Here is a 17,117-nt window from a genome sequence, read left to right as displayed (position 1 = left end):
GGCGGGCGCCGAGCCGGGCGTGGCCGCGCCCGCCGGCGGCGGAGCCCAGCACGATCCCCGCGGCCAGCGGCACGATCGCGGCGCCCGCCTCCAGCGCGCTCAGTCCCCGTACCCGCTGGAGACAGCCGGCCAGCAGATACAGGGCGCTGCCGGTGCCGAGGGTGAGCAGGCTCGCGGCGGCGCTGCCGCCGGCGAAGCGGGCGTCGCGGTAGAGCGTGAAGTCCACGAGGGGGTCGGCCAGTCGGCGCTGCCGGCGGGCGAAGGCGGTCAGCGCGGCGACGGCGAGGGCCGCCCCGGCCGCTGTCCGCGCGCCCGCGCCGCCCTCGCCGGCCCGGATCACCGTCCAGGTCAGCGCGGTCATGCCGAGCGTCACCAGTGCGGCGCCCGGCCCGTCGACCGGCCGGGCCCGCGGGTCGCGGGACTCGGGCACCAGCCGGACGACGGCGAACGCGGCGACGGCGAGCACGGGCACGTTCACCAGGAACACCCCGGCCCAGCTCCAGGCCGTCACCAGGGCGCCGCCGAGCACCGGCCCGACGGCCATGCCACCGGAGGCGACCGCGGCCCAGACGGCGAAGGCACGCGGACGCTCGTGCGCGGGGAACACCTGGACGATCACGGCCAGCGTGGCGGGCATCACCAGCGCGGCGCCCGCGCCCATCACCGCGCGCATCGCGACCAGCCACCACACCGACCACGCCGCCGCGGCGGCGGCCGAGGCCACGGCCAGCACGGCCGTGCCGGTCAGCAGGGCGCGCCGTCTGCCCCAGCGGTCGGCGACGGCGCCGGCCGGCAGCAGCAGCCCGGCGAAGAGGACGACGTAGGCGTCGAGCACGGCCTGCTGGAGTGCGGGCGGTGCGGAGAAGTCCGCCGCGAGGGACGGCAGGGCCACGTTCAGGACGGTGTTGTCCAGCACGAGGACCAGCAGGGCCCCGCAGAGCGCGGTCAGCACCCGCCACCGCTGCGGATCCGCCGCACGCTCCGCTTCCGCCGTCTGCTGCCTGCTCGCCCGGTCGTTCCTCCCGCCGTTCTTCCGGCCGCCTTCCCCGTCGCTCGCTGTCGTCATGCCGGGCTGCCCTTCGTCGTGGAGGCCGGGAAGTCCTACGGTGTAGGACCAGCGGTCCCACACTGTAGGGGAGTCGCTCGGCGGGGCCAAGTGGCCGCCGTGGAACGGTGGATACGCTGGGGAGCCATGAGCCCGAAACGTGCGCCCGGCAGTGACGGTGCGGCCTCCGCGATGCCCGGAGGGGTGTGGCTGCGCGCGCCGCGCCCCCCGTCGGCCGGAGGCGGCGCGGCGCAGCCCGCGCTGGACCGCGAGCGGATCGTGGCGGCCTCGGTCGCCCTCCTCGACGAGCGGGGTACGGCCGGGCTGACGATGCGCAAGCTCGCCGAGGCGCTCGGCGTGCACGCCACGAGCCTGTACTGGCACGTCGCACACCGGGACGACCTGCTGGATCTGGCGCTGGACGCGGTCTTCGGCGAGGTCACGCTGCCCGCGCGGGCCGCCGGCGACTGGCGGGCCGATGTCACCGCCTTCATGGACGGGCTGCGCACCGCCCTGCTGCGGCACCCCTGGTCCGGTGCGCTGGCCGGCAGCCGGCCGCTGCTCGGCCCGAACGCCCTGGCGCGCTCGGAGTTCGTGTACGCCGCGCTGGTCGGCGCCGGATTCCGGGGCGACGATCTGTCGGCGGCGGCCGGCGCGATCGCCAACTACGTGATCGGCACCGTCTCCGCCGAGGCCGCCTGGCGGCACGGGGACGCACGTGACGAGACGGCCGGGCGGCGCGCGCTGCTCGCGCGGCTGAACGGCTCGGCCGAGGCGCATCCCACCCTCGCCGCGCACCCGCCCTCCCTGCGTACCGACTGGGAGGGCCACTACGTGCGCGGCCGGGACTTCCTGCTCGCCGGGCTGGCCGGCTCCCGCGCCGGGGACTGAACCGGCGGACGGGCCGTGCCCCGGCCGTGGGCCCGGTCCGTGGGCCGGGTCCGTGGGCCGGGCCGCCGCCGAGGTGCCGCGCGCCGGGCCGGGTGCCGGGCGGGCAGCGGGTGTTGAGGCGCGGCAGGGGTGGTGCGGGGGCCACCACGGGGATGCGGGCTACGGCCATGGGCGCGGCGTCGGCGCGTCCGTAGCGTCAAGGGCGGGGCCGGGGGAGCCGGTGCGGAGTGCGACGGGGGTGTGCTCCGTGCCGGCCACCGGGGCCCGGGCGGAGAACGTCAAGGGCGCGCTCGCGGCACCGTTAGCCCTGGTGAGCGTATCGGTGTCGGAGGTTTCAAGCCGCTCTCGGAAGGGGACCCAGGGCGCCCGGCAGCCGAGTTGATCGCATGTGGTGCCCAAATGGGCGTTTGCGGGCGGAGAACCGTGCAACAAGAGGGGGGCAACGGACACGGGGGGTCGGCAGGCTTCCCGGTGGGCCCTCGTGCGGTGCGGCGGCCCGGGAGGGAACCCGGACGCGGTTCCATCCGTCCGTGGGAGGGATGGCGGTCGGCCGCGTGCGGTTCGTGTCCAATGTGGGGACGACCGACGACCGACGGCCGCGACCGCGAAGGAGGCCCGTGGACCCTGGAGGACCCAACCCCGGAACGTGCTGCCGCTGTGGGCAGCGGGCGGCGCACCGGGCTCTGATCGCGATCATCGAGACGGGCTCGGGGCCCGGCGGCAGCGCCTATGCCTGCCTGCCCTGCGCCCGCGAGTACGCCGCCACGTCGCTCGCCCCCGGCTGGCTGGACGAGGTGCTGCGCCGGGCCGAGGCGGGTGCCGAGGTGCCGCGGGAGCTGGCGCGGGCCGAGGAGCTGGAGCGGGCGGAGGCCGAGGCCGTGTCCGGGCCGGAGTCCGGGGGCTCCCCGGCGGGCGGCTGAACCCGCCCGCCGCGCCGCTCCTTCGGGGCCGTCGTGCGGTGGCGGCGGACCGGGCCGCGTCCGGTCCGCCGCCACCCGGCGGGGCGTCAGCTCCCGGGCGGCTGCTGGAGCATGGCGAGGGTCAGGACGGAGCCGCCGATGCCCCAGCCGCCGTCGGGGACCTCCTCGACCAGCACCATGGTGGTGGCGCGGGCCCGCTCGCCGTAGATGTCGACGTACAGCTCGGTGGCGCGGGTGACGATCTCCTCCTTCTGCTTCTCGTCGAGGCTTCCCTCGGGGACCTTGAAGTTCGCGAACGGCATGACGTTTTCCTTCCGGGATCGGGACGGAGCCGGGATGCGGCGGGTGCGGGTGAGTGCGAGCAAGTGCGGGGACGTGCAGGGGAGTTCGGGAAACTCGGGGGGCGGGCGCGTGGGGCGGGGAGTCGTCAGACGATGCCGCCGTTGGCGCGGACGACCTGGCCGTTGACCCAGTGGCCGGCGGGTGAGGCGAGGAAGGCGACGACCTCCGCGATGTCCTCGGGGGAGCCGAGCCGCTCCAGCGGGGGCTGGGCCGCCAGCCGGGCGATGGTCTCCTCGTCCTTGCCCTCCAGGAACAGGTCGGTGGCCGTGGGGCCCGGCGCGACGGTGTTGACGGTGACGTCCCGGCCGCGCAGCTCGCGGGCGAGGATCAGCGTGAGCGCCTCGACGGCCCCCTTGCTGGCGCTGTACGCGGCGTAGCCGGGGAAGGCCAGGCCCACCACCGAGGTGGAGAACGTGACCAGGGAGCCGCCGGCGCGGAGCCTGCGGGCGGCCTGCTGGGCGACGACGAAGGTGCCGCGGATGTTGGTGCGGTGCATGGCGTCCAGCTCGGCCAGGTCGAGTTCGGCGACCGGGGCCAGGGACATGCGTCCCGCCGCGTGGACGACCACGTCCACCCCGCCGAACTCCTGCTCGGCCGTGGTGAACAGGGCCGCGGCCTGCTCCTCGTCGGCGACATCGGCCCGTACGGCGACCGCACGGCCACCGGCGGCGGTGATCTCGCCCGCCGCGGCCTCGGCCGTCGCACGGTTGCCCGCGTAACCGACCACGACGGCGAACCCGTCCGCCGCCAGCCGGCTCACCGCCGCGCGGCCGATACCGCGCGAACCGCCCGTGACGACGGCCACGCGGCCGGCGGCCGGGGCGCCGTCGGCGGCGGGCTCCGCCCCCGGGGCCGGGGCGCGGTGGGTGGACTCCGCGGTCCGCGGGGCCGGGTCCGTGGCTTTCCGAACAGACATGGGGCACTCCTGGTGAGGACGACGAGAGGACGACGAGAGGACGGCAAGGGGACGGCTGTGCCGGTGGTGCCGTGGGGCGGTCGGTGCGGTGCCTGCTGCCGCCCGGCGGTGGTTCCACCCTGCGGCGGCGCGCACGGACCGGCCAGGGCTGCGCCCACCCTGGGGTCGCCGACCCCTGGCTCGCGCCGGGGCCGCGCGCGACGATGGAGCGGTGAACCACTCCGCACTCGCCGCATTCCTCCGGTCCCGGCGCGACCGGGTCCGCCCGGCCGACGTCGGTCTGTCCGCCGGGCCCCGCCGCCGCGTGCCCGGCCTGCGGCGTGAGGAGGTCGCGCAGCTGGCCGGGCTGTCCGCCGACTACTACACGGAGCTCGAACGCGGACGCGGTGCGCAGCCCTCCGCGCAGGTCCTCGCCGCGCTCGCCCGTGCGCTGCGGCTCGACGGCGACGAGCGCGACCATCTGTTCCACCTCGCCGACCGGCCGCTGCCCCCGGCGGCGCACGGCCCGGGCGCGCACGTCGAGCCCGGGCTGCTCGGCCTGCTGGATCAGCTCACCACCACTCCCGCGCAGGTCATCACCGATCTGCACGAGGTCCTGGTGCAGAACCCGCTGGCCGCCGCGCTGGTCGGCCGGGCGCCGGCGCTGCGCGGCCCCGAGGCGAGCCTCATCCACCGCTGGTTCACCGACCCCCGGGCCCGGGAGCTGTATCCGGCCGAGGACCACCCGCACCACTCGCGGGTGTTCGTCGCCGACCTCCAGGCGGTTGCCGCCCGGCGCGGGCGGGACAGCGAGGTGGCCCGGATGGTGGCCGGGCTGCGGCGCCGCAGCGAGGAGTTCGCCCGGCTGTGGGACACCCACGACGTCGCCCTGCGGCGCGCCGACCACAAGCGCATCGTCCACCCCGCGCTGGGCGTCATCGAGCTGGACTGCCACAGCCTGTTCAGCGAGGACGGGCGGCAGCGGCTCCTGTGGTTCGCCGCCCCGCCCGGCAGCGAGGGCGCCGCGCAGCTGGAGCTGCTGTCCGTCGTCGGCGTGCAGGAGATGCCCGGCACCGGCGGGGACGAAGGGCTGCCCATCCGCTCGGGCTGACCCGCCCGGGAGGGAGCCGGGTCCCCATTCCGTGAACCGGTACTGCCGTCCGCGAACCGGTACTGCCGTCCGCGAACCGGTACTGCTTTCCGTGAACCGGTACGGCTTTCCTCGAACCGGTACCGCTTTCCGTGAACCGGTACGGCGGCTTCCGGGGCCGGTTCGTGCGGGGGTTCACGTGGCGTTCACCGGCGGTCTGCTCTGCGGCGTTGCTGCGGCCCTAGCGTCGCGGCGCGCACACAGTCCGGACCGGAGGATGAAAGATGCCGAAACCCCTGCCGCTGCTCCCCTCGCACCCGGGCGGAAGAGCCGCGATGACGTGCCGCTACCGGTGCGGTGACGCCTGTTTCCACGAGGTGCCCAACACCAGCGGCAACGAGTACGTCGGTGACGTCATTTCCCGGGCGCTCTCCCGCCGTTCGGTGCTGCGGGCCGGTGCCGTCGTGGGTGCGACGGCCGCCGTCGGTGCCGGTCTGGCCGGGCCCGGCGCGGAGGACGCCGCCGCCCGGGAGGCCACAGTCGCGGGCCACGGCCACGGCCACGGGTCCGGCAAGCCCGCCAAGGGGCTGCGGTTCACGCCCGTCGAGCCGAACACCGCGGACGCGGTGACCGTCCCGGAGGGTTACGGGCAGAACATCGTCATCCGCTGGGGCGAGCCGATCCTGCGCGGTGCGCCCGACTTCGACCCGGCACGGCAGAGCGCGCGGGCGCAGGCCGGGCAGTTCGGGTACAACAACGACTTCCTGTCGCTGCTGCCGCTGCACTCGGAGCGGCACCGGCAGCTGCTCGTGGCCAACCACGAGTACACGAACGAGGAGTTGATGTTCGCCGGGTACGACCCCGAGGCGCCCACCCGGGAGCAGGTGGAGATCGCGTGGGCCGCGCACGGCATGTCCGTCGTCGTGGTGCGTGAGGAGCAGCGGACGGGCGCGCTGCGTGCCGTGCCGCGCCACCGGCTCAACCGGCGTATCACCGCCACCACCGAGTTCGAGCTGACCGGCCCGGCCGCCGGGAGCGCACCGCTGCGCACCTCGGCCGATCCGGACGGCCGGCGGGTGCGCGGCACGCTCGCCAACTGCGCGGGCGGCACCACCCCGTGGGGCACCGTGCTGTCCGGCGAGGAGAACTACAACCAGTACTTCGCCAACGCGCAGCAGGTCACCGACGCCCGGGCCGCGGCGGCGCTCAAGCGGTACGGCTTCACCGACGGCGCGAGCGAGCGCCGCTGGGAGCGGTTCGATGCCCGCTTCGACCTGGGCAAGGAGCCGAACGAGGCCAACAGGTTCGGCTGGGTCGTGGAGATCGACCCGTACGACCCCGAGTCCACGCCCCGCAAGCACACCGCGCTGGGCCGCTTCAAGCACGAGGCGGCGCAGCCGCGGCTGACCCGCGACGGCCGGGCCGTCGTCTACATGGGCGACGACGAACGCTTCGACTACTTCTACAAGTTCGTCTCCAGCAAGCGGATGCGGCGCGGCACCGGCGCCGAGGTGCGTCGGCACAATCTGTCGCTGCTCGACGAGGGCACCCTGTACGTCGCCCGGCTCAGCGGCAACAGCCCCGCCGAGGAGATCGACGGCGAGGGAACGCTGCCCGAGGACGGCGAGTTCGACGGCACCGGGCGCTGGATCCCGCTCGCGAGCGGTGACCGTTCCTTCGTGGACGGCATGAGCGCCGAGGAGGTCTACGTCTTCACCCGGCTCGCCGCCGACAAGGCCGGTGCGACCAAGATGGACCGGCCCGAGGACGTCGAGCCGAGCCCGCGCACCGGCCGTGTGTACGTCGCGCTCACCAACAACACCGACCGCGGCAAGGACGGCAAGGCCGGGCCCGACGAGGCCAATCCGCGCAACGCCAACAAGCACGGCCAGGTGCTGGAGTTCGCCGAGCGCGGCGACGACCCGGCCGGGCGGCGCTTCGACTGGCGGCTGTTCCTCGTGTGCGGGGACCCCGAGGACCCGGGCACCTACTTCGGCGGCTTCCCCAAGGACCAGGTCAGTCCGATCTCCTGCCCCGACAACGTCGCCTTCGACGACTACGGCAACCTGTGGATCTCCACCGACGGCAACGAACTCGGCTCCCACGACGGCCTGTTCGGGGTGGCCACCGCCGGGCCGCAGCGGGGCCGGGTGCGGCAGTTCCTGACGGTTCCGCGGGGGGCCGAGACCTGCGGGCCCGTCGTCCAGGAGCGGCGGGTGCTGGTCGCCGTGCAGCACCCCGGTGAGGTCGACGGGGCGAGCGTCGAGAAGCCGGCGTCCTCCTGGCCGGACGGACCCGGCCGGTATGTGCGGCCCGCCGTGGTCGCGGCCTGGCCCGAGGACGGCGGCCGCATCGGCCGCTGACCCTGGGCGCCGCCGAAGCCGGACCCCTGGCAGCCCCGGCCTTTCCGGCTCCGGCCTGCCCGGCCGGTGGCTCGCCGGCGGGCACACGTCCGGCTCGGGCGACCCGTCCGGCCCGGTGGCGTGTGTGCACGTCCGGCGCGGTGGCCCGCTGACGCGCGTACGCCCGGCGCGGTGGCCCGCTGACGCGCGTACGCCCGGCCCGGTGGCCCGCTGATGTGCGTACGCCCGGCTCGCGACGCCCGCCAGGTGCGCCACGCGCGTACGCCCGCCGCGGCCGGGGCGGGTCACCCGCCCTCCGCCGCTCGCCTCCCGCGGGTGGGGGCGGCGCGGTTGCGGGGGCGGTGGGGCGTGCCGACGGTTGAGGCGTGGTCGGTGCGGAGGTGACCGGTGCGGGTGCGGGGCGGCTGTCGTGACCGCCCCGCACCACCGGCACCGGCTGGGCTCCACCGCACTGGGCGCGGCCCACCACCCCCGCCCGCCCCTGCTGCGCCGCCGCCCACCGTGGCGGCGGCGGTCGGGCACCGTCACGGTGCCGCCCGCGGACGAGGACGAGCAGCGCCAGTGGGTCGCCGAGCTGGCCGCCCTGCTGTGCGCCGTCGGCGCCGAGATGCTCCGCGCCGGTATGCGGACGACGGACGTCGAGGACCGGATCCGGGAGATCGCGGTGCGCTACGGCGTGCGCGCCCGCTCGTTCATCGTCCCCACGGGCCTGTTCGTCCGGGCGGGCGGCGGGCCCGACGGCACCGGCGGTGAGCTGGACTTCGCACCGGTGTCCGGGCCGACGATGCGGCTCGACCAGGTGCAGGCGGTGGACGCGCTCGTCGAGCGGATGCGGATGAGCGCGCTGCCGTTCGCCGAGGTGCGGGCCGAACTGGAGCGGGAGCGGGAGCTTCCGGTGCGGTTCAGCCCGCTGACGACCGTCGCCGGGCACACCCTGCTCACGGTGGGGCTCGGTGCCCTGCTGCACACCTCGCCGAGCGCGCTGGCCGGGTACGCCGTGCTGGGCGTCCTCGTCGGGCTGCTGCGGCTGGCCGCGCGGCGGTTCCCGGTGCTGCGTACGGCCCTGCCCGTGGTCGCCGCCGTCCTGGTGACGGCCCTGGCGCTGCGCTGGGCCGGCCCCCTGCTGGGCGAGCCGGCGGCGCGGATGTTCGTGCCGCCGCTGATCTCGTTCCTGCCGGGCGCCGCGCTGACGATGGGAGCGGTGGAGCTGGCGACGGGCGCCGTCCTGTCCGGGGTGGCACGGCTCGCGGGGGCGCTGAACGTGCTGCTCCTGCTGGCGTTCGGCATCCTCGCCGGGACCGAGCTGGTGCCCGTTCACCCGATCGACGGCCCCGTCCCGGACGCGTTCGGCTCCTGGGCTTCCTGGTGCGGGGTGCTGCTGCTCGGGCTCGGGTTCATCCTGCACCACTCGGCGCCGCGCGGTGCCCTGCCGTGGCTGCTGGTGGCGCTGTTCGTGGAGCGCGGTGTGCAGGTGGTGGGGTCGCTGGCGTACAGCACCTCGCTCGGCATCTTCGCGGCGGGCGCGCTGCTGCCGGTGCTGGCGTCCTGGGCGGGGCGCCGCTCGGCCGTGCCGGAGCAGGTCGTGTTCCTGCCGTGCTTCTGGATGCTGGTGCCGGGCTCGACGGGGCTGAAGGGCTTCTCGGACCTGCTGGTCAACCACGATCCGAACAGCCTGTGGGTGCTGGTCAACACGGTGGTGACGGTCGTCGCGATCGCGCTGGGCGTGCTGGTCGGCGCGGGCTTCCTCCAGCGCACCCGGCTGGAGCTGGCCTCGCCGTCGCCGGTGCCGGGACCCGGCTCGCGTACCGGCCCCGGCGCCGGGCCCGCACCGGAGCAGACACCGGGGTCGGGCCCGGGCCCGTCGGGGAACTCCGCCGCCGAGCCACCGGCGGAGCCCGCGCCGGACTCCCCGCCGGCTCCTGAGCCCGACCCCGCACCGGAACCCCCGGCGTCCGACGCGGACGACCGGCACGGCACGGACGACCGGCACGGGGAGCACCCGGGGGCGCAGGAAGAGCGGGACGATCCGCAGGAACCGGGTGAACCGGGTGAGCGGCGTGAGCGGGACGAGTAGGACGAGCGGGCTCAGCAGGCCGGGGGCGGGCGGCGGGCGCGGTGGCGGCGTGCCGGGGCCCGTGCGAGGCTTTTTCCCGAACAAGGGCAAAAGCAGCTGAACCGGTCGAATCAGGCGCGGGAGCACGAAGCCGGGTCCGGCCGGAGACGGCCGGTACGGATGGCGTCAACCGTTGCGGGTGCAGCTCTATGGAACGAACCAAGATCCTGATCGTCGGCGGCGGGTTCGCCGGAGTCGAGTGCGCACGGGGCCTGGAACGCGGCCTCAAGCCGTACGAGGCGGACATCACGCTGGTCACCCCGGCCAGCTACCAGCTGTACCTGCCGCTCCTCCCGCAGGTCGCGGCCGGTGTGCTCACTCCCCAGTCGGTCGCGCCGCCGCTGCGCAGACTGCTGCACCGCACCTCCATCGTCCCCGGCATGGTCGTCGGCGTGGACACCGAACAGCGCGTCTGCGTCGTGCAGTTGATCAGCGGCGAGCTGGTCAAACGGCGCTACGACCGGCTGGTGCTCACCCCCGGCAGCGTCACCCGCAGCTTCGACATCCCCGGCCTCGACGAGCAGGCCCGCGGTATGAAGACGCTCGCCGAGGCGGCCTACGTACGCGACCACGTCATCGCCCAGCTCGACCTCGCGGCGGCCGGCAACAACGAGGAGGAGAAGGCGGAACGGCTCCAGTTCGTCGTCGTCGGCGGCGGCTACGCCGGCACCGAGACCGTCGCCGAACTCCAGCGGCTGACCAACGCGGCGGCCAAGCGGTACCCGCGGCTCGACCCGGCGCTGATCCGCTGGCATCTGCTGGACATCGCGCCCAAGCTGATGCCCGAGCTGGGGGAGCGGCTCGGCCGCCGCGCCCAGCACATCCTGCGGGCCCGGGGCACCGACGTCTCGCTGGGCGTCTCCGTCGCCAAGGCCGAACCCACCCGGATCACACTGACCGACAACCGGGTGCTGCCCTCGCGGACCCTCATCTGGACGGCGGGCGTCGCCGCCAGCCCGCTGATCGGCATGCTGGACGTGGACACCGTCAAGGGCCGGCTCGTCGTCAACGCGGACATGAGCGTCCCCGGGCTGCCGGGTGTCTTCGGCCTCGGTGACGCGGCGGCGGTGCCGGACCTCACCCAGGGCGACGGCGCGGTCTGCCCGCCCACCGCCCAGTACGCCTCCCGGCAGGGCAAACACATGGCGCGCAACCTCATCGCCGAGCTGCGCGGGATGCCGCGCACCCCGTTCCGGCACAAGAACCTGGGGCTCGTCGTCGACCTGGGCGGCACGGACGCCGTCGCCCGGCCGCTGGGCCACGAACTGTCCGGGCTGCCGGCGCAGGCCGTCGCCCGCGGCTACCACCTGATGGCGCTGCGCACCGGGACCGCGAAGTTCCGCACCGCCGCCAACTGGTGTCTGAACGCCGCCACCGGTGACGACTTCCTGCGCACCGGCTTCCTCTCCCGCCGCCCCGGCACCCTGCGGGACATGGAGGCCACCGACGCCTACCTCACCCAGGAACGCGCCCGCGAACTCGCCGAGCAGAACGGGCACCTGGCCGGCTGACAGCGTCCGGCGCGGTGAACGGCCCCGCTACAGCCAGCCGTTGCGCCGGAAGGCGCGGTACATCAGCGCGCACACCACGGCGATGACGACCAGCACCGCCGGATAGCCGAACCGCCAGCCCAGCTCCGGCATGTGGCGGAAGTTCATGCCGTACACGCCGCACACCATCGTCGGCACGGCGACGATCGCCACCCAGGCGCTGATCTTCCGCATGCCCTCGTTCTGGGCGGCGGAGACCTGGGCGAGATGCGCCTGGAGGATCGAGTCGAGCAGCGCGTCGAACGAGGCGATCTGCTCGTTGACGCGCGAGAGATGGTCGGCCACGTCCCGGAAGTAGTTCCGTATCTCCGGCGCGATCAGCCGGGTCGGCCGCGTCGACAGCAGCTCCAGCGGCCGGCCCAGCGGACCGGCGGCCCGCTTCAGCTCCAGCAGCTCCCGCTTCAGCCGGTAGGCGCGCCCCGTGTCGGACGCCGCGGAGGAGCGCAGCCCCGGCCGGGCACGCTCGGCGCCGGGCGCGAACACGGAGTTCTCCAGGGCGTCGATGTCGTCCTGCACCGCGTCGGCGACCAGCAGATAGTCGTCGACGATCCGGTCGGCGACCGCGTGCAGCACGGCGGCGGGCCCCTGCGCCAGCCGCTCCGGATCGGCCTCCAGCCCCTCCCGCACGGGGCCCAGCGAACCGTGCGCACCGTGCCGGACGGTGATCACGAAGTCGGGGCCGGTGAAGACGACGACCTCCCCGGTGGCCACCACCTCGCTGGCCGCCGTCAGCCGCTCGTGCTCGACGTAGCGGACCGTCTTGAAGACCGCGTACATCACCTCGCCGTCGTACCACTCGGCCTTCGGCCGCTGCCGCGGCTCCACGGCGTTCTCCACCGCCAGCGGATGCAGGCCGAACAGCTCGGTGATGCCGGCGAACTCCTCCTCCGACGGCTCGTGCAGCCCGATCCACACGAAGCCGCCGCTTGAGCCGTCCGCGCCGTACCCGCCCTCCGCGCCGGAGCCCCGGCCCGCGCCCGCCGGCTGCCGCGCGGCACGGCGCTTGCGCAGGCTCGCCAGCGCCTCCGCCGGCGGGCACTCGTCCAGCAGCCGGGTGCCCTCGCTGTCGTAGGCCACGCAGCGCACCACGGACGTGCCCAGCGGGGAGCGTGCGGGGTGGGCGAGATCGACTCCGGGACGGGCGCGCCGGGGCCGCACCACTCTGCGCAGCCTGCGCACCACGGGAACCGCCGCCATGCGGTCTCCTCCAGCTCTCGGTGCCGCCGGCCGGACCACCTCGGCGGTCCCGCACCCGGCGGAGCGTACGGACACCCCAACCGTTCCCCGAAACGACCGGTGGATGCCTCGTTCCGCCCCGCACGCCCCCGCCGCACCCCGCCGCGCGGCCCCGATCACCTCAACTGCCCTGCTCCTTCAGCATGGTTGAGGCCGCGGCCTCAACCGGGGGACGGCGTCAACCCCGGTCGACCGCGAGCCGCCCCCCCAACCGCCCGAGGCCGCTTCCTCACCGCACGTCACCTCGTTCCCCGCACACCGCGCCGCCACCGGTCAGGCCCCTCCCCCGGCCTGGACACCACGCCGCCGCCGGTCAGGTCGCTCCCCGGCCCTGCGTGCACGCCGCGCCGTCCCGCTCCGGCTTCCGCTGCCTCACGCCGACCGCTCCCGGGGCAGGTGCGCGCCCCGTCCACGCTCGGCGTGTGGCCCCGGCCCGGCCGTGCGGGGCTCCCGTCCCGGTGCGGACTGCTCACCGCGGGGCTCGGCGTCGTCCGCCGAAGTCCCGCCGTCGGGGGCGGTGTTCGCGGTGTGCAGGGCCCGTAGGCCCGCGCGCACGTACGGGCGCAGGCGTGCGGGGACGCGGGCCCGGGCGCGGTGGCGTACCCGGGCGGGGACACGGGCCCGCACGGTGTGCACGGCCCGGCCCGCGAGGCGGAGCAGCCGGGGCCGGACGACGGGCCGGGCCCGGCACAGCCGCACCGGTGCGGCGGACAGGGAGCGGTACAGGGCCCGCACACCGCGGGTGCGGCGCAGCCGCGCGAACAGTTCGCCGTACCGCGCGACGATGCGGTCCGGGTCGTACCGGCGCGCGGACGCCAGCGCCGCGCGGCCCATCGCCCGTCGCCGGCGCGGGTGTTCGATCAGCCGGGTCAGCGCTCCGGCGAGCGCGTCCGCGTCGCCCTTCGGGACGAGGAACCCGTCGACACCGTCGTGCACGATCTCCGCCGGGCCCAGCGGGCAGTCGGTGCTGACCACCGGCACGCCGCAGCGCATGGCCTCCACCAGCGTCATCCCGAACGACTCCGCGTCCGAGGCGCTCGCCACCACCTCGGCGCGGGCGAACTCCGCCTCCATCGGCGAGCGGGTGCCCATCAGGCGCACCCGGCCGGTGAGTCCGTGCGCCGCGATCCGCTCGCGCAGCCGGTCCTTCTCCGGGCCGCCGCCGTAGATCCGCAGCTGCCACTCCGGGTGGTGCGGGGCGAGCCGGGCGAACGCCTCGACGAGCAGGTCGAAGCGTTTGCCGTGCACGAGTCGGCCGGCGGCGGCGATGTAGGGGGCGTCGCCGTCGCCGCCTTCACTGCGGCCTTCGCCTCCGCCGCCGTCACCGGCACGGGCGGCGCCGTCGGCCGCCGTCTCCCGGCCGGGGTGGAGCAGCGACGGGTCGGGAGCCGGGACGATGTTGGGCACCGCCAGGACCGGAACCCCCGGCAGCCACATCCGCCTCCGGTACACCGCGGCGTCCGCCTCCGTCGTCGTCACCACCGCGTCCAACGTCCGGTAGTGCCGGGCGAGCACGGCGCGCAGCCAGGCGCTGTGCGCCTCCAGGCGCAGGTGCTCCTGCGCCAGACGCAGTGCGCGGCGCGGTCCGAAGCGGGCCAGACAGACGTTCAGTCCCGGGCGGGTGCCGATGACCACGTCGGCGTCGCTGTCCTCCAGATACCCGCGCAGCCGGGCGTCGTGCAGCGCCGTGTACTGCGCGTGCCGGCGGTCGGCCCGCGGGAAGTCCCGGGCCGGGCGGCCGAACGCGGGCAGCTCGCGGTCCGCGGCACCGTCCCGCAGATCCACCAGCGGTACGAGCCGCACCCGGGGATCCCAGGCGAACCGCGTCCCGGCCCGGTGCCGGTTGAGCGAGACGACCTCCACCGTGTGCCCGGCGTCCGCGAACGCGGAGGCCAGATTGAGCGTGGTGCGGACCGTGCCGCCCACGGCGTACGCGTTGTGCAGCAGGAAGACGATCTTCGCTCCGGCGCCGGCGGGGCCCCGGCCGGACAGCGGGTCCTGCCGGGGGCCGGACAGCGGGTTCGGTCGGGGGCCGGACAGCGGGTGCCGGCCGCGCCGGGGGGCCGAAGCGGTGGGCTGCCACGGGAGACGGGGCATGGGCGCCTTCCGGGGTCGGCGACAGTGCCGCCTCCGGGTACCCCGCGCTCCCGCCTCCACCCACATCCGGGCCCGCTCTCGGCCCGCCCGGCGCCTTCCGGGCCGTGGCCTTCTGGTGGTCTGCGGTCTGCGATCCACCCCGCTTCCGGCGCGTTCGGAAAATCCGAACCCCGGACCAGGGGGCTCGCTCCATACCCGTCCGACCTGCTGCTCCCTACCGTGACAGCCATGTGGAACGACGACTTCGGTGAGCCGGGCCCCGGCCGCTCGGCAGCTCTGCGGATGACGGCCGTCACGCGGCGGCACGGTCGCGGCAGGTCCGCCGTGCACGCCCTGCGCGGTGTGGACGTGAGCCTGTCGGCCGGCAGCTTCACCGCGGTGATGGGCCCCTCCGGGTCCGGCAAGAGCACCCTGCTCCAGTGCGCGGCGGGCCTCGACCGGCCCACGGCGGGCAGTGTCCGGCTGGGCGGGCAGGAGCTGACCCGCATGGGCCGCCGGGCTTTGACCCGGCTGCGGCGCGCCCACGTCGGCTTCGTCTTCCAGTCGTTCAATCTGCTGCCCTCGCTCACCGCCGAGCAGAACGTGCTCCTGCCGCTGCGGCTGGCCGGGCGGCCCGCGCGCCGGGAGCGGCCCCGCGCCCGGGAGGCGCTCGACCGGGTCGGGCTCGCCGACCGTCTGCACAGCAGACCGGGTGAACTGTCCGGCGGACAGCAGCAACGAGTGGCGCTCGCCCGCGCGTTGGTGACCGAGCCGGAGGTGATCTGTGCCGACGAGCCGACGGGCGCGCTCGACCCGGTCACCGCCGAGGACGTGCTGGCGCTGCTGCGGGACGCCGTCGACGGGCTGGGCGCGACGGTGCTGATGGTCACCCACGACCCGGCCGCCGCGGCCTGCGCCGACACCGTCCTGTTCCTGGCCGACGGGCACCTCGTCGACCGTCTCGAACCGGCCTCCGGTTCCGCCGTGCCACGGGGGGACGGCGGAACCGGGGCCCCGGGCGTGCGGCCCGTCGACGTCATCGCGGACCGGATGCGGAGCCTGAGCGGGGCCGGGGCCCGGCCCCGGTCCGCGCCCGGTGCGGCCGTACCCGCCCCTCCCGCGGAGGTCGCGCTGTGACGACCGGGCTGGCCAGAACCTCCGTACGGGCCCGGCCCTCCGCCTTCGCCGGGGTGTTCACCGTGCTCACCCTCTCCGCAACGGTCGTCACCGCCTCCGTGGCGATCCTGCGTACCGCCTCCGGGCTGCCGCCCGGCGCGGCACGGGAGCAGACGACGGCGATGGGCGCCGGGTTCACCGTCGTCACCGTCTATCTGTCGATCTTTGTGATCGGGCAGGTCATGGCCCTCTCCGTGGCCCAACGGGCGACGGAGAACGCGGTGTTGCGGGCCGTCGGCGCCATGCCCTGGCAGATCCGCCGCATGGTCGCCACCGAGGCACTGCTGACCGCGCTGCCCGCACTGCCCCTCGGCTACGGGCTCGGCGTCCTCCTCGCCCACGTGTGGCAGGACGGCATGACCGAGCACGGCCTGCTGCCGGGCGGCCCACGGCTGACCGTCGGACCGCTGCCCGCGCTCGTGGCCGCCGCCGTGCTCGTCGTCACCTCACAGCTCGGGGGGCTGCTCGCCGCGCACCGGGCCGCCCGCGCCCATCCCGCCGACGCGCTCGGCGAGGCGTCCGCGCCCCGGCGCGGCGTCACCGCCGGGCGGGTGCTGCGCGGGGTCGCCGCCGTGCTCGCGTGCGCCGGCGCGGGCGCGCTGACCGCGCTGACCGCTGCCGGGCCGCGCGAGGACGCCGGTGAACACCTGCCGCTCGTCCTCCTCGCCTACCTCGTCGCCGTGGCACTCGCCGGGCCCGCCCTCGTCCGGGGCGTGACCGCCGCCGCCGGTGCGGTGCGGTGGATCGTCGGGGACGGCGCCGCCGGGGAACTCGCGCGGGCCGGTGTGCGGGCCCGCGCCGGGCGGCTGTCGCCGGCCGTCACGCCCGTCGCGCTTGTCGTCGCCTTCACGCTGGTGAAGCTCGCCGCGCTGGCCGCCGCCGACGATCCGCCCTGGGTCGACCTGTTCGCCACCGTCCTCTACGCCGCGTTCGCCGCGTGCGTCGCCGTCAACACGCTGGTGATGCTCACCGCCGCCCGGCGGCGGGAAGTGGCTCTGCTGTGGGCCGTCGGGGCCGGGGCCGGGCAGATCGTGCGGATGTTCCTGGCCGAGGCCGTGCTGGTGGGGGTTGCCGGGGGCGGGGCCGGGGCGCTTGTCGCCCTTGTCGTCGGGCTGTCCCTCGGCGAGGTGGCCGGGGTGTCGCTCGGGGAGCTGGGGGGTGGGGTCTGGCTCGGGGTCGGAGCGGGGGTTCTCGGGCTCGTCCTGCCGGCTGTGGGGCTGCCCTTGGTAAGGCATCTGCGGAGGGTGGGGGTGCGTGCTTGAGAGTGTCTGCCTCTGCCTGGCCTTGTCGGCCGTGCTGGGCTTGCTCTTCGAGCCCTGGTCTTGCGGTGTCTTTCCGTCTCCTCCCTCTGGCTGGTTGCCGTGCCTTGTGCGGTTCTTCTGGTTGGCTCGCCCTACTTCAGAGCAGGGCTCTGAGCTCC

General features: G+C 75.6%; 13 protein-coding genes. 8 read left to right on the top strand and 5 right to left on the bottom strand.

Annotation, left to right across the window (positions count from 1 at the left end; translation table 11 throughout):
* Positions 1–1,066: MFS transporter (locus SCA03_RS32870; RefSeq protein ID WP_141275830.1), on the bottom strand; the 1,066-nt coding region annotated here is incomplete at its 3' end.
* Positions 1,067–1,192: 126 nt separating this feature from the next.
* Between SCA03_RS32870 and SCA03_RS32865 the strand changes: the two genes are divergently transcribed.
* Positions 1,193–1,936 carry a TetR/AcrR family transcriptional regulator C-terminal domain-containing protein gene (locus SCA03_RS32865; protein ID WP_230989068.1) on the top strand — a complete coding sequence of 248 codons (744 nt, stop codon included), beginning with the start codon at positions 1,193–1,195 and terminating at the stop codon, positions 1,934–1,936.
* 617 nt (positions 1,937–2,553) lie between these two features.
* Complete coding sequence (locus SCA03_RS32860) at positions 2,554–2,856, top strand: hypothetical protein (RefSeq protein ID WP_230989067.1); 303 nt, start codon at positions 2,554–2,556, stop codon at positions 2,854–2,856.
* A gap of 86 nt (positions 2,857–2,942) precedes the next feature.
* Here SCA03_RS32860 and SCA03_RS32855 read toward each other — a convergent pair whose 3' ends face one another.
* On the bottom strand, positions 2,943–3,158 hold the full coding sequence (locus SCA03_RS32855) for a 4-oxalocrotonate tautomerase family protein (RefSeq protein ID WP_030880712.1): 216 nt from the start codon (positions 3,156–3,158) through the stop codon (positions 2,943–2,945).
* Between the two features lie 125 nt (positions 3,159–3,283).
* Positions 3,284–4,114 (bottom strand): SDR family oxidoreductase, encoded by an 831-nt coding sequence (locus SCA03_RS32850; RefSeq protein WP_078874652.1) that lies wholly within the window; start codon positions 4,112–4,114, stop codon positions 3,284–3,286.
* Between the two features lie 211 nt (positions 4,115–4,325).
* Here SCA03_RS32850 and SCA03_RS32845 point away from each other — a divergent pair, with 211 nt between their 5' ends.
* From SCA03_RS32845 to SCA03_RS32830, 4 genes are all read left to right on the top strand, one after another.
* Positions 4,326–5,204 (top strand): helix-turn-helix transcriptional regulator, encoded by an 879-nt coding sequence (locus tag SCA03_RS32845; RefSeq protein WP_086818234.1) that lies wholly within the window; start codon positions 4,326–4,328, stop codon positions 5,202–5,204.
* Between the two features lie 263 nt (positions 5,205–5,467).
* Positions 5,468–7,546, top strand: coding sequence for a PhoX family protein (locus SCA03_RS32840; protein WP_086818233.1), 2,079 nt, complete (start codon positions 5,468–5,470; stop codon positions 7,544–7,546).
* Between the two features lie 409 nt (positions 7,547–7,955).
* Positions 7,956–9,620, top strand: coding sequence for a threonine/serine exporter family protein (locus SCA03_RS36920; RefSeq protein ID WP_141275829.1), 1,665 nt, complete (start codon positions 7,956–7,958; stop codon positions 9,618–9,620).
* Between the two features lie 188 nt (positions 9,621–9,808).
* Positions 9,809–11,170 (top strand): NAD(P)/FAD-dependent oxidoreductase, encoded by a 1,362-nt coding sequence (locus SCA03_RS32830; protein ID WP_030880697.1) that lies wholly within the window; start codon positions 9,809–9,811, stop codon positions 11,168–11,170.
* 27 nt (positions 11,171–11,197) lie between these two features.
* Here the strand turns inward: SCA03_RS32830 and SCA03_RS32825 are convergent, their stop codons facing one another.
* Together SCA03_RS32825 and SCA03_RS32820 are read right to left on the bottom strand one after the other, a co-directional pair.
* Positions 11,198–12,406, bottom strand: coding sequence for a magnesium and cobalt transport protein CorA (locus SCA03_RS32825; RefSeq protein WP_086818092.1), 1,209 nt, complete (start codon positions 12,404–12,406; stop codon positions 11,198–11,200).
* A 411-nt stretch (positions 12,407–12,817) separates the two neighbouring features.
* Positions 12,818–14,542 (bottom strand): glycosyltransferase family 4 protein, encoded by a 1,725-nt coding sequence (locus SCA03_RS32820; protein WP_141275828.1) that lies wholly within the window; start codon positions 14,540–14,542, stop codon positions 12,818–12,820.
* A 228-nt stretch (positions 14,543–14,770) separates the two neighbouring features.
* Between SCA03_RS32820 and SCA03_RS32815 the strand changes: the two genes are divergently transcribed.
* Both SCA03_RS32815 and SCA03_RS32810 read left to right on the top strand, forming a co-directional pair.
* Positions 14,771–15,658: an ABC transporter ATP-binding protein gene (locus tag SCA03_RS32815; RefSeq protein WP_086815355.1), complete on the top strand. Its 888-nt coding sequence runs from the start codon at positions 14,771–14,773 to the stop codon at positions 15,656–15,658.
* Positions 15,655–16,959 (top strand): FtsX-like permease family protein, encoded by a 1,305-nt coding sequence (locus tag SCA03_RS32810; RefSeq protein ID WP_170223867.1) that lies wholly within the window; start codon positions 15,655–15,657, stop codon positions 16,957–16,959. The genes SCA03_RS32815 and SCA03_RS32810 overlap by 4 nt, the downstream gene beginning before the upstream one ends.
* The last annotated feature ends 158 nt before the right edge of the window (positions 16,960–17,117 follow it).

It is taken from the genome of Streptomyces cacaoi (assembly GCF_006539165.1).
Classification (GTDB): Bacteria; Actinomycetota; Actinomycetes; order Streptomycetales; family Streptomycetaceae; genus Streptomyces; species Streptomyces cacaoi.
Note: the sequence above shows the minus strand (reverse complement) of the source record. Positions and strands in the feature narration are given on the sequence as shown.

Bases quoted from the DNA above. Each gene is read 5' to 3' on its own strand.
- SCA03_RS32865 (WP_230989068.1), top strand. From the start codon at position 1,193: ATGAGCCCGAAACGTGCGCCCGGCAGTGACGGTGCGGCCTCCGCGATG.
- SCA03_RS32855 (WP_030880712.1), bottom strand. From the start codon at position 3,158: ATGCCGTTCGCGAACTTCAAGGTCCCCGAGGGAAGCCTCGACGAGAAG.
- SCA03_RS32850 (WP_078874652.1), bottom strand. From the start codon at position 4,114: ATGTCTGTTCGGAAAGCCACGGACCCGGCCCCGCGGACCGCGGAGTCC.
- SCA03_RS32840 (WP_086818233.1), top strand. From the start codon at position 5,468: ATGCCGAAACCCCTGCCGCTGCTCCCCTCGCACCCGGGCGGAAGAGCC.
- SCA03_RS32830 (WP_030880697.1), top strand. From the start codon at position 9,809: ATGGAACGAACCAAGATCCTGATCGTCGGCGGCGGGTTCGCCGGAGTC.
- SCA03_RS32825 (WP_086818092.1), bottom strand. From the start codon at position 12,406: ATGGCGGCGGTTCCCGTGGTGCGCAGGCTGCGCAGAGTGGTGCGGCCC.
- SCA03_RS32820 (WP_141275828.1), bottom strand. From the start codon at position 14,542: ATGCCCCGTCTCCCGTGGCAGCCCACCGCTTCGGCCCCCCGGCGCGGC.
- SCA03_RS32815 (WP_086815355.1), top strand. From the start codon at position 14,771: ATGTGGAACGACGACTTCGGTGAGCCGGGCCCCGGCCGCTCGGCAGCT.